Source organism: Photobacterium profundum (assembly GCF_003026285.1).
GTDB classification, from domain to species: Bacteria; Pseudomonadota; Gammaproteobacteria; order Enterobacterales; family Vibrionaceae; genus Photobacterium; species Photobacterium profundum.
This window is the reverse complement of record NZ_PYOD01000018.1, coordinates 1-11,382: the sequence shown is the minus strand read 5'-3', so window position 1 is coordinate 11,382 and position 11,382 is coordinate 1. Positions and strand designations below refer to the sequence as shown.

Below are 11,382 nucleotides of genomic sequence, written 5' to 3'. Positions count from 1 at the left end.
TGGCTGCTCTGATTTAAATTCATTACTGAAGGTATGATTATTATGTATAAGAAACCACTTATTGCCGTATTTGTACTTACATCAAGTATCGCTAGTGCATCAGTCAATTTTGTTGACACAATAAATAACAATTCGATGCAGATAGAATCTAAAGATAATAGCAGCGCTTTATTTTTCAATGAGACTAAAGGTATATTTGGATTAATAGAAACGAATAAAGAATGTAGCCCTTCATCTCAAAAAGTGTCACTCAATCATGACGGTGATCTTTATCATGCAAATCAATACTGTACTAACGGTTCTCGCATAACATATTCTCATTTAGCAGCAGCGAATGTTTTGCTAGAACAAATAAATAAGAACCGTACTGTTACGGTCAATGGTATTGAATTTAATCATATATAAATATCACCAATGATAATGGATGACGCTTATCCAATCGCAAATAACACAATACTCAAAAAGGCCTCTACCAAGACCTTTTATAAATAATAAGCGCCGTATATATCATTCGAAAGAAACGCTAACGATAGCCATGTTCATGTTTCCAACTCGTGCTCATTTGATTTGTAACACACTCAGGAAGAGGTCGGTGCGCCTTTGCTGCAGGCGCCATAATCTTGCGGTAGCCAGAAGCAACTAATCGTAAGTCGAATGCTTTATCAATAGGCATTCCAGCTCGAGCTAAATCCCAACGAAATACACGGAGTGTCATATATTCGTATTGCTCTATTTCACCGCCATAAGGATATTTTAACACCTTGGCGTAGGCTTGCTTTGCCAGTTCGAAGTTAACTTTAATCATAAGTACCTCCCAAACATACTGGTTATAACCACAGTAGTACGTTACAGGGTAGCGCGCAAGTTTATTCGTACTCTAGACATTGATATACATCATAAATGTTACCTAAACGTGAATATGTTTCGTCAGAAAACAATGGTTTGGTTAATCTTTGCTCATAACAGAATAGAAACGGTAATTCTTTTGAAAAATACCTAAAAAGAATGAGAAAAATTGACACTATCAATACGACACAAACTGAGGCTCTGGTATTATTTAGTCACAAAAAATAATTAATAGAGAAATTGATGATGTTTTCTGCTCGCCTTGCAAAACGAGTATTTACCATGCTTTTAGCTACGGGTTTAATTGGGTGTAGCACTGAACCACAAACAGGTGACATCGTTAACTATAAAGGTATCTATACTTGGGGAGATGGCATACGCAGCTTTCAACCTTGTGATTCTGCTAATTATTATTGGGTAATACAAAACTCGGCTATTGTAGAACCAATGAAAGCCTTGTCAATCGCACTACAAAATGCGCGTAATGAATCGTACCAGCCTGTTTATGTTGAGATCACCGCTGAGCATGTAGAGCAGCCTAAAGGTGGATTCGCCATCGACTTTAATGGTGCTATTGATATTTTGGAATCAACCATTATTTCCGAGGCGATACCTAGCGAATGTACATTCGATAATTAAATAAAATTACACCGAGTATAATACCCTGGTTACCTCAAGATGCTCGGTGTGGTTCATATTAAAAACAGCTAATAGTAAACGATGTATTAGTTATGGCTTGCAACAGCTAATAAAGATCCGGCGCCCATAAACATACTACCAAAAATTCTATTTTGAATTCGCACATGATGCTCATTTTTAATTAAGTGTGATAAACGCGTTGCCAGTAAGGAGTAGCCAATCATTACCATTGTATCCACCACTAACATTGTCGTTCCCAACAGCATAATTTGATTAATTTGAGGTTCGTTGGTATTCATGAATTGCGGTAATAATGCGACCAAAAAAACAATACTTTTAGGATTAGTTATATTCACAATAACGGATTTAGTAAACAACTTTAATGGTTCAGGTTTTTGCGCTTTCACTTCACCTAAATCGAGTTTGCTAACTTCATTAAACTTTTGATAACCCAAAAAAATAAGATAAGCGACACCTACCCACTTAATAACCGAAAACGCCAGTTCTGACTGTGCAAGCAATGCACCTAACCCCAAACCAACCATCACGATATTAAATGCACTGCCCACTTGTAAGCCTAAATTTGCGATTAAACTTGCTTTGAAACCATACTTCATTGTATTTGCCATCGTATTCACTGCCCCTGCACCCGGCGAAACACTCAACACTATGGCTGCAAGCAAAAAGGTTAACCAAACTTCAATTGTCATTTGTTCTCTCCATTTAAACGACTCATCCATACATTCTACAAGACAAGTCAGTTAATAATCGAAAAAGTATTCGTTCTGCAAATTATGCTTTCAAAGCACCCATTGATGACAAGATACGTTTTAATAATCAAAAGAACAAATGTATTCAACTTATGTAAAGTCATAATATTTTATAGAACACTGTCGCACTTTTAGTTACGAGTCACTTTATTCGATAAAAAAGCACACCTGCCTTTTGGCGATTAACTATTAAACGATTTAGGGCTTCAATCACACTTTAATTTTGTGGGTACGAAAATCCAGTATATGCATGAATTATCCTATATCTGAGTTCTAGATTTTGCCTCAATATATAGACAAGCATGACTAATACGGAGAATTATCATGAAGATTGAATCCCTAATAACCAATCAATTAATTTGCTTAGATCTGAAAGCAACAAATAAGAAAGATGTATTGATAGAAATGGCTACTCTTCTTGAGAACACTCAATGCATCTCTGATAAAAACACTTATTTATCAGATGTATGGGCACGAGAAAACATTAGTAGCACAGGCTTTGAAGATGGTATCGCAATTCCTCATGCAAAGAGTTCAGCCGTTATTAAACCCGCTGTTGCTGTCGGTATTAGCCGTGCTGGCATAGAGTACGGCGCAGATGATGGTGAACTGTCTAATATATTCTTTATGATTGCATCACCCGATGGTGGCGATAATCACCACATTGAAGTATTAGCACAAATTTCTAGTAAATTAATTGAAGATGGATTCACAGATAAACTTCGTGCAGCAAAAACCGCAGAAGAAGCCGTCACGTTATTAACGCAAATAACACCACAGAAAAAAGCACAACCAACTATGCAACCTACACAGCCTGAAGTACCTACCTCTTCTTTTAAAGCATCACTGGGCCGAATGAAACAACACTTGTTGTTTGGTACATCACATATGATTCCATTCATTGTTGCCGGTGGTGTTTTACTTTCTTTATCAGTAATGATTTCAGGTAAAGGTGCAGTACCAGAAACCGGTGTATTAAAAGACATCGCTGAAATGGGTATTGCAGGGTTAACCTTATTTACCGCTATTTTGGGTGGCTATATTGCTTACTCAATTGCTGATAAACCAGGTTTAGCACCCGGAATGATTGGTTCATGGATTGCAGTTCAACAATACAATACCGGATTCTTAGGAGCCATAGTCGTCGGCTTTATCGCAGGCTTTGTTGTGCAGCAACTTAAACGTATTAAGCTGCCTGATAGTATGACGTCACTTGGATCGATATTTATCTACCCACTGATTGGTACATTCATCGTATGTAGTATCGTAATGTGGGGCATTGGTGAACCCATTGCACACATGATGACATCAATGAATGAATGGCTAGCAGGCATGGCTGGCAGCGGTAAGGTACTACTCGGTGCAATACTTGGTGGTATGACAGCATTTGATATGGGCGGCCCAATCAATAAAGTTGCAACACTGTTTGCGCAAACTCAAGTTGATACACAGCCATGGTTAATGGGTGGTGTAGGCATCGCAATTTGTGTTCCACCGCTAGGCATGGCACTTGCGACTATTTTATCACCTAAACGCTATAAGAAAGATGAACGTGAAGCAGGTAAAGCCGCTGCTATCATGGGTATGATTGGTATTACCGAAGGTGCGATTCCATTTGCAGCAGCAGACCCAATACGTGTTATTCCTGCCATTGTTGTAGGTGGTATTGTGGGTAACGTCACTGGCTTCATGTTTAACGTATTGAACCACGCACCTTGGGGTGGCTGGATTGTACTACCCGTTGTAGACGGTAAAATTGGCTATATTGTAGGTACGATTGCAGGTGCTGTTGTTACTGCACTTATCGTTAACTTACTGAAGAAACCTGTTACTGAAGAAGATGACAGCGAAACAATGAATTACACGCCTGTTGAATCAATTTCTGAAGAAGGTGTAGCACAGGTACTTGCTATTACATCATGCCCATCAGGTGTTGCACACACCTTCCTTGCAGCAAAAAGTTTAGAAAAAGCAGCAAGTAAGCTAGGCATTAAAATTAAAGTCGAAACCCAAGGTGCTAATGGTATTGTAAACAGATTAACCGCAAAAGATGTCGCGAATGCAGAGCTGGTTATCTTTGCTCATGATGTTGCGATTAAAGAGATTCAACGCTTTGATGGCATGCATATTGTCGATACAAAAACCAAAGAAGCAATGAATAATGCAGAGCAACTAATTCGAGCTAATCTAGCTCAAGCTAAAAGTGATTCAGCAGTAGTGGCAAATGCATAAACCCTGAGGCTAAGGCTGAGAGTAATATTAAACATCAGTGATTCCTGATAGGAAATAACGTTAGACAATATTCAAAGGCAGGTTCCCCCACCTGCCTTTTCTTTTTTGTAAATAGTTAGCCGTAACATCTAGTAGCATTGCTACCTTATAAAATTAGCCCTTCACCTTGAACAGGAAAAATAAACTCGACACCTAAATCATTCTTTTCTTTTAGCTGACGTTTTATAACCACTTTCGGGTCTTCTCCTTTTTTCAGGCTGTATTTCACATGACTAATCACGATTTTTAAATCTTCAAGTGAACCTTTACCACCCGCTTTTCTTTCTAACTGTTTTAATTCTGTTATTAGCCAATCTGGTGTTAAATGACCAAATAACATTGTGTCTTTTACTGCATTAGTAAAAGAGACTTCAATCATAATACCTTTTAAATTTCCCGCTTGAATATAAGGCACCAACGATGTCCATACTTGATTAAGTGAATCACTTTTTTCCACTTTATCAGGGCCGGTATCCCCCAAATAAACCATTGCTGCATCTTCATTACTGAACAAAAAGGCCGTTGATTCAATACCTGAATGGCTAAGAGGGAAGGCTTTAACTCGTAACGATGTACCTTTTACATCCAACCATTTTTTAGGTGGCATATCGTTATATTTGTATTTTTTCAGTTGAAATCCATCCCCTCGGTCACCAAAATTTGGCCATGAAACCCAATTAAAATAGCTTGATGATAATGCCTGATTAACTGATGCCAAACCGTAGATAGACTTACCACTGTCATCAGGTGACGCAATGATCATTCCTGCAACGTGGTCGAGATGCGCATGTGAAATAAAATAGCCTTTCACTCGTTCTTTTAGAAGGTAACCCACTTTATTATACGGTGAGCTATCAGGTACTTTAACGTGTTCAAACGTACCCTTTTGTTCTGCGACGATAAGTCCATTCACCAACGTACCCGCATCAAGCGTGACATAGTTTTTATCTTTTGACGCTTTCAGCAAAAATGCGGTTAAGTTACCATCTTGAATACCGCCACGATCACCCAAGGTTACAATCTCAAAGTTATTGCCTGCTGTAGCGTTATGCGAAAAAACAAACACTGAAATGAATAATACGAACACCCACCTTTGGAACATTATATTTCTCCGTAATCTATCGAAGAAGCAGAGCATCAGCTCTTCCCTAAACTGTATGCCAAAAATCTTATCATGCTTCTATGTTAATAATTAGATAGAGCTATTTTTATTAACAATTTGTCGATACAAATACTTCAATCACTTAAAGGTGTTCATTTCAACGAGATTTAAATGAACCAGAGATTCTACGTGGAAAATGTATATTATCGAGGTTTTGCATATGATAACCGAATACCATCACGAATATTTAACCCTAATAAAATGGCATTCGTCGCTCCAGCAATTAATTCAATGGCCTGTACCGTCCAATACACCGAATCAAACTGACCAGCTGCCGACCAACGCGCTAAAAATATCGCAGCAGGTATAAGAATAACTACACCATTAGCAGCCGCAACTTTCATTCTTTTTTGCTTAACCGCTAAAGCCCCTTGAGCTTTTGCGCCATACAGTTTGTTCGCAGTTATTCCCGTCGTCATCATTGCGATAACTAATAACCCAACACTGTATAAAATAGTATTTTTCACTTGCGAAATAGCGTCATAATCACCAAATATATCGGTTAAAAGGCTACTTGAAAAAAAGGAAACGATTAGAAGAAAAGCTATGATCGCTGCTGTTTTATGTATACGTTTCATTATTACCCTATTCATCACATCCCCTTACTGTTTTGCCTTAATGTAAACCTTAGTACGACGCTTAAAATAAATTGAAATAAACCTTACCAAGCTGAGCGATATTGCCTATGGCAACCTTTACACGTTCCATTTACTTGCTTTAAGCCTCGTTTTACTAACGCTGTATCTTCACGTTCAACCCCCTCAAGCATATCGGCGTACCCCTGCTCCATCTGCGTCATCAAGGTATTAAACTTTGCGGGCTTACTCCATATTGATGATTTGGCGCGGCTACCAGCATCACTCCCTTTTGGAAACGCGATTTGTAGCTCGATTGCAGCTTGATGACTCGTAGCAGCTAATGTGTTTACTTGGCTCCAATCAATAAGGTCGGCATTTAAAGCGCTATTCAACGGCTTCATATTTTGATCTATCGTTTTAAAATTCTGCTGACGAGCTTCGATTACTTGCTTCTTACTTTCTTCACTATTAGCGATTGCAGCCGCACTGATACTTCCCAGTACCATAGCGAATAAAAATTTGATACTTATCGGCAGGCGCTTCGCTATTGTTTGAGTAGACATTTTTTTATCCTCTTTTTGTCAATCATCTGTGCATGTATTAGCAACGATTGGTTAATCCTTCGATTTACACTTAATTTACACTGCAATAGTTGCATGCGCAATAGTTGCAGTGTAAATTAACCAGAAATTCATTATCGGAACAATTTTATGAAAGTATGGGATTTACCAACACGCTTATACCATTGGCTTCAGGCGCTACTATGCTTAGGGTTATTAACTTCAGGTTTTAGTGGAAATGGTCCACATGAGATTATAGGTATAGCGCTGCTTATTTTAATCTTATGGCGTTTATGCTGGGGAGTTATCGGTAGTGATACGAGTCGATTCAGCCACTTCTTACGTTCACCACTTACAGTATGGTATTACCTAACAGGTAAAATTAAACATACGATCGGTCACAACCCCGCCGGCGGCTGGATGGTTGTCACCCTACTAACCTGCCTATTAATTCAAAGCCTAACGGGTTTTATTTTGATGGGTGTCTTCGACATATGGATAAATGAGTCGTCTTTCTTAGCTGATAGTGACTTGATAGGGATTGTTCATGCATTAACGGCTCGTTTACTGATTGCTCTAATAGGCTTACATTTACTAGCAATCATTTCTTATAAGCTAAAACATGTTCCTTTAGTCAAAGCCATGTTTACAGGAAAGCAATCAACCAGCACAGATCTTAGCAAGACAACCAATTCAGCCCAAGTAACAAGTTCACATATGGTTGCATTTAAACAAAATAGGCTAGCCTTCTACTGCTTTTTAATCTGTGTAGGCATAGTGTATTCGTTGTTAAAAATGACGGGGATCATGTAGTAACACATAGCATTTAATATGGCTTATCATCCACTTATTCCTTATAGTACAGGTAGTGGTTTCACCTATAACTCAGAAGATAGAACATAATAATGAGTACATCATTCGATCGTCAATCAAGCCTTGGTTGGCTTATTAATGTCGTTGCCAATAAACTAAAAAATGATTTTGATACTGAACTCAAAAAGCATGGTTTAACCATCGCGCTGTGGCCGACTCTTATGTGTTTATGGGAAGAAGAAGGCGTAACTCAACGAGAAATAGCTATCAAATCTAAAGTTGAAAGCTCGACAACGACACGCACTATCGACAAGCTTGAGCGACTTCACCTCGTCGAACGCCGTGATGATCCACAAAGCCGCCGTTCATTTCGTATTTATCTAACCGATGAAGGGCGTGCGTTACAAAGTACACTAATCCATATCCCTGTTGATATAAATGAATCAATGCTGTCCTCTCTAGATAGTGAAGAGCAAGAACAAATGCTCGGTCTACTTAAAAAGTTAGTTCGCAATATTGATGTTTAATGGGGAGAAGATATTCTTAAATCTCTGATTTGAAGTTATGCTGTTTGTTTTTCAACCACCTAAATAGCCTGAATATAGTATTGCTTTAAACAGCCTCATCGCTACTTTATTATGCCTACTCTGAAAACCCAAGGACAAACACTCGATGAAACAAATTAACATTGCACCTAACTCACAAATTGCAGTAATTTTCAAAGGCTGGGCGGCTGATTGGGCTAAAGATGTTCAATCAGATAAAAAGGATATGGCAAAGAAATTTCACACTGTTTACAACATTGCAGGTGAGCTATTTACCAAAGGTGGTGAAGTAGAAGTTTCATTTGTTTCTGCGCTATTTAACGACTGTAAGAAAAAAGCAGATATGGCTGAAGCCATGAATCAAAAAGTAGTCGCTAGTCTTCAAGGTGACGATGAGCGCGCTCAAAAAATCATCGCCAAAGTCAATGCAGCAGCACAAGATGCCGCCTTTGTAGTAAACCACCTTGGTCAAATATTACTTCAATCAGCTTAACGGTCTGATCCAAGTACAGCGGTACTAATATAGTCTTCTTTACACATAAAAAGACACAGGCTACCGCTGCTACTTCTACTGCATTCCCCTTTTCTTTGCTTGCTATCACTAGAAAATACACGGTAACTTGTCGTCATAGACTCGCTTATAAATAGGATAAGAGCATGCAGGCATCTCTCGAAATCATTCAACTCGGCAATCCACTTTTACGCGTTCCGGCCGAAGCCTTATCAACCACACAAATTAACGTTACATTACCTCTGCTTGCATCACTTGAACAGATTATGCTTTCACACCAAGGCGTTGGCATTGCTGCACCACAAGTTGGTGAGTCACTTCGTGCTTTTATTGTCGCTTCTCGCCCTAATGATCGTTACCCACATGCACCACTGATGGAGCCAACCATCATGATAAACCCTGAACTATTGTGGCACAGTGATTTAATGGAAAAAGACTGGGAAGGTTGTTTAAGTATTCCGGGTATTAGGGCAAAGATAAATCGTTACACACACATCCGAGTTAGTTATCTCAATGTCTTAGGTGATGTCATTGAAACTGAATTCACTGATTTTATTGCGAGAATATTCCAACACGAGCTCGATCATTTAAATGGTATTGTCTTTCTTGATCGAGCAGACAAACTCGATGTTGCAACAGAGACGGAATATAGAAAAGTGATAGGGCAAATGAATAAGATTTAGTATTTTTCTGTAATATATAATACGAGCTATTGTGTTCTTTATCAGTTTTTGTGAAATGCATTACAATACACAGAATCGAACTATCACTCTAACCCCATGATTTAAAAGATGTGTTATTGCCAATGGGATCACAGTAGATTTAATTATTCTCGATATAGTGATGTGAGAATTTATTTGTGGTTTCGCTTTAAAAAGGAAAATAACATGTCTCGCCCTATCATTATCGATTGTGATCCTGGTCATGACGATGCGATCGCACTTATTCTTGCTTGTGCTAGTCCAGAGCTTGATATAAAAGCGGTTACTACCAGCGCTGGTAATCAAACGCCAGAAAAAACCCTGCATAATGCATTACGCATTCTCACGTTAGTTGGCAGAACTGATATTCCTGTCGCAGGTGGCGCTCTACAACCTCTTTCTCGTGAATTGATCATTGCAGATAACGTACACGGTGAAACAGGATTAGATGGACCTGTACTGCCCGAGCCTGCATTTGACCCACAGCCTTGTCACGCCGTTGAGCTAATGGCTAAAATACTGAAAGAAGCGACAGAACCCGTAACGCTTGTACCAACAGGCCCACTGACTAATATTGCCTTGTTACTAGCAACCCATCGTGAACTGCACAGCCAGATTGATAGTATTGTATTAATGGGAGGGGCTGCGGAAGTCGGCAATTGGACCCCAGCCGCTGAATTTAATATTTACGTTGATCCCGAAGCGGCCGATATTGTGTTTAAATCGGGTATTCCCATCGCGATGTGTGGCTTAGATGTTACCCACAGAGCACAAATCATGGATGAAGATATCGAGAGAATTCGTAAGATAAACAATCCAGTTGCTCAAGTGACTGCTGAATTACTTGATTTCTTTATGATTTATCATCGCGATCCAAAATGGGGATTTGAAGGGGCGCCTTTGCACGATCCTTGTACTATTGCTTGGTTATTAGAACCAGAACTGTTTGCATCTATTAATTGTTGGGTAGGTATTGAAACACAAGGAAACCATACATTAGGTATGACAGTCGTCGATCGCTATCAGTTAACCGATAACCCAATCAATACAACGGTGCTGTTTGATGTGAACCGTCAAGGTTTTGTCGACTTATTAGCAGAACGTCTTACTAATTACTGATTATCTTAAGGTAGCTTGAATATAAATATCAAAGAAAAAAAAGATCTCTGCTAGATCATTTATACAAAAGAGCAGAGAGCTTTTCTTTCAGAAAGATAAAGGGAACGTAGCAAGTTAATACACAGCGCTTAAATTACTGGCTTTAAAATCAGTGATGTTTTGCACTGTTTCAACACCACACTCACAAGCATTATTATTTAAATGACCAGTCGGTTTAACTTCGTGACAGCTTGCGCAGTAACTAAAATATTCATCAGAGCCTAACGATACTATCAAAGCATTGATTGCCTCTAATATCTCATTTTCTTGAAAGCGACCGATAGTTTTCCAGCGGTAAATAGGTTTTGAATGGTGAGTTCCAACAACAGAACAAATGCGTATATCGATTGTTTTGAAACGATCGTTAATAGGCGTTTGATCATTTTTCGTCATAGCCTGACCGTCGAAGAAATCAATATCTGTTGCAGAGCCCATACGCGCATATGGATACTCACAATGAAAGCATTCTAAAGACAAGTACTTATCTCTTTCAACCGTTTGCTCTATCAACTGACTTTCTATATAAACCAATACACCCTGTCTTAGATTTTCATCTAAACATACATAACCTTGGCTCAATACATCTAACGTCTGCTTCAATTGATTGCGAGATATTTCCACACTTGTTCCTATTTTGTTATGCCCATCCTTGAATAAGTCATGCGTTATTTCTTCCAATGGAATAACCATTCACCGGCGTAAAGTAACACTTTCTAACCTGACCTTTCAAGTCAATATATTGACATCATGAATTTATCAAACATATCAAAAGCTTAACACAGAATAAATAAAAATTGAATTAAAACAGATATGTAGACATCTTTATAT

At 38.6% G+C, this 11,382-nt stretch carries 14 protein-coding genes; 8 read left to right on the top strand and 6 right to left on the bottom strand.

The window, feature by feature from the left end; translation table 11 throughout:
* The first annotated feature begins 42 nt into the window (after positions 1-42).
* On the top strand, positions 43-405 hold the full coding sequence (locus C9J48_RS23635) for a hypothetical protein (RefSeq protein ID WP_006232068.1): 363 nt from the start codon (positions 43-45) through the stop codon (positions 403-405).
* A gap of 118 nt (positions 406-523) precedes the next feature.
* Here the strand turns inward: C9J48_RS23635 and C9J48_RS23630 are convergent, their stop codons facing one another.
* Positions 524-805: a hypothetical protein gene (locus C9J48_RS23630; RefSeq protein ID WP_006232070.1), complete on the bottom strand. Its 282-nt coding sequence runs from the start codon at positions 803-805 to the stop codon at positions 524-526.
* Between the two features lie 284 nt (positions 806-1,089).
* Between C9J48_RS23630 and C9J48_RS23625 the strand changes: the two genes are divergently transcribed.
* Entirely contained in the window at positions 1,090-1,485 is a 396-nt protein-coding gene (locus tag C9J48_RS23625) for a hypothetical protein (protein ID WP_242610845.1), read from the top strand.
* 86 nt (positions 1,486-1,571) lie between these two features.
* Here C9J48_RS23625 and rhtB read toward each other — a convergent pair whose 3' ends face one another.
* Positions 1,572-2,195: a homoserine/homoserine lactone efflux protein gene (gene rhtB, locus C9J48_RS23620; RefSeq protein ID WP_006232072.1), complete on the bottom strand. Its 624-nt coding sequence runs from the start codon at positions 2,193-2,195 to the stop codon at positions 1,572-1,574.
* Between the two features lie 384 nt (positions 2,196-2,579).
* On the opposite strand from rhtB, the gene C9J48_RS23615 reads away from it, so the two are divergent.
* Positions 2,580-4,487, top strand: coding sequence for a PTS fructose transporter subunit EIIC (locus C9J48_RS23615; protein WP_006232073.1), 1,908 nt, complete (start codon positions 2,580-2,582; stop codon positions 4,485-4,487).
* Positions 4,488-4,632: 145 nt separating this feature from the next.
* Here the strand turns inward: C9J48_RS23615 and C9J48_RS23610 are convergent, their stop codons facing one another.
* The 3 genes from C9J48_RS23610 to C9J48_RS23600 form a co-directional block, all read right to left on the bottom strand.
* A complete protein-coding gene (locus tag C9J48_RS23610) occupies positions 4,633-5,628 on the bottom strand; it encodes an MBL fold metallo-hydrolase (protein ID WP_006232074.1) in 996 nt (331 codons plus the stop codon).
* 203 nt (positions 5,629-5,831) lie between these two features.
* Complete coding sequence (locus C9J48_RS23605; protein ID WP_006232075.1) at positions 5,832-6,266, bottom strand: hypothetical protein; 435 nt, start codon at positions 6,264-6,266, stop codon at positions 5,832-5,834.
* 83 nt (positions 6,267-6,349) lie between these two features.
* Complete coding sequence (locus C9J48_RS23600) at positions 6,350-6,829, bottom strand: c-type cytochrome (protein ID WP_006232076.1); 480 nt, start codon at positions 6,827-6,829, stop codon at positions 6,350-6,352.
* A 147-nt stretch (positions 6,830-6,976) separates the two neighbouring features.
* Here C9J48_RS23600 and C9J48_RS23595 point away from each other — a divergent pair, with 147 nt between their 5' ends.
* The 5 genes from C9J48_RS23595 to rihA all read left to right on the top strand — a co-directional run bounded on the left by C9J48_RS23595 (position 6,977) and on the right by rihA (position 10,515).
* Complete coding sequence (locus C9J48_RS23595; protein WP_006232077.1) at positions 6,977-7,639, top strand: cytochrome b/b6 domain-containing protein; 663 nt, start codon at positions 6,977-6,979, stop codon at positions 7,637-7,639.
* A gap of 92 nt (positions 7,640-7,731) precedes the next feature.
* On the top strand, positions 7,732-8,166 hold the full coding sequence (locus C9J48_RS23590; protein WP_006232078.1) for a MarR family winged helix-turn-helix transcriptional regulator: 435 nt from the start codon (positions 7,732-7,734) through the stop codon (positions 8,164-8,166).
* A 145-nt stretch (positions 8,167-8,311) separates the two neighbouring features.
* Positions 8,312-8,677 carry a hypothetical protein gene (locus C9J48_RS23585; RefSeq protein WP_006232079.1) on the top strand — a complete coding sequence of 122 codons (366 nt, stop codon included), beginning with the start codon at positions 8,312-8,314 and terminating at the stop codon, positions 8,675-8,677.
* A gap of 164 nt (positions 8,678-8,841) precedes the next feature.
* Entirely contained in the window at positions 8,842-9,378 is a 537-nt protein-coding gene (def, locus tag C9J48_RS23580; RefSeq protein WP_006232080.1) for a peptide deformylase, read from the top strand.
* A gap of 204 nt (positions 9,379-9,582) precedes the next feature.
* A complete protein-coding gene (gene rihA, locus C9J48_RS23575) occupies positions 9,583-10,515 on the top strand; it encodes a pyrimidine-specific ribonucleoside hydrolase RihA (RefSeq protein ID WP_006232081.1) in 933 nt (310 codons plus the stop codon).
* 114 nt (positions 10,516-10,629) lie between these two features.
* Here the strand turns inward: rihA and C9J48_RS23570 are convergent, their stop codons facing one another.
* Positions 10,630-11,175, bottom strand: coding sequence for a hypothetical protein (locus C9J48_RS23570; protein ID WP_006232082.1), 546 nt, complete (start codon positions 11,173-11,175; stop codon positions 10,630-10,632).
* Positions 11,176-11,382: the final 207 nt, after the last annotated feature.

Bases quoted from the DNA above. Each gene is read 5' to 3' on its own strand.
- C9J48_RS23630 (WP_006232070.1), bottom strand. From the start codon at position 805: ATGATTAAAGTTAACTTCGAACTGGCAAAGCAAGCCTACGCCAAGGTG.
- C9J48_RS23595 (WP_006232077.1), top strand. From the start codon at position 6,977: ATGAAAGTATGGGATTTACCAACACGCTTATACCATTGGCTTCAGGCG.
- rhtB (WP_006232072.1), bottom strand. From the start codon at position 2,195: ATGACAATTGAAGTTTGGTTAACCTTTTTGCTTGCAGCCATAGTGTTG.
- C9J48_RS23615 (WP_006232073.1), top strand. From the start codon at position 2,580: ATGAAGATTGAATCCCTAATAACCAATCAATTAATTTGCTTAGATCTG.
- def (WP_006232080.1), top strand. From the start codon at position 8,842: ATGCAGGCATCTCTCGAAATCATTCAACTCGGCAATCCACTTTTACGC.
- C9J48_RS23600 (WP_006232076.1), bottom strand. From the start codon at position 6,829: ATGTCTACTCAAACAATAGCGAAGCGCCTGCCGATAAGTATCAAATTT.
- C9J48_RS23625 (WP_242610845.1), top strand. From the start codon at position 1,090: ATGATGTTTTCTGCTCGCCTTGCAAAACGAGTATTTACCATGCTTTTA.
- C9J48_RS23590 (WP_006232078.1), top strand. From the start codon at position 7,732: ATGAGTACATCATTCGATCGTCAATCAAGCCTTGGTTGGCTTATTAAT.
- C9J48_RS23610 (WP_006232074.1), bottom strand. From the start codon at position 5,628: ATGTTCCAAAGGTGGGTGTTCGTATTATTCATTTCAGTGTTTGTTTTT.
- C9J48_RS23585 (WP_006232079.1), top strand. From the start codon at position 8,312: ATGAAACAAATTAACATTGCACCTAACTCACAAATTGCAGTAATTTTC.
- C9J48_RS23635 (WP_006232068.1), top strand. From the start codon at position 43: ATGTATAAGAAACCACTTATTGCCGTATTTGTACTTACATCAAGTATC.
- C9J48_RS23605 (WP_006232075.1), bottom strand. From the start codon at position 6,266: ATGAAACGTATACATAAAACAGCAGCGATCATAGCTTTTCTTCTAATC.
- rihA (WP_006232081.1), top strand. From the start codon at position 9,583: ATGTCTCGCCCTATCATTATCGATTGTGATCCTGGTCATGACGATGCG.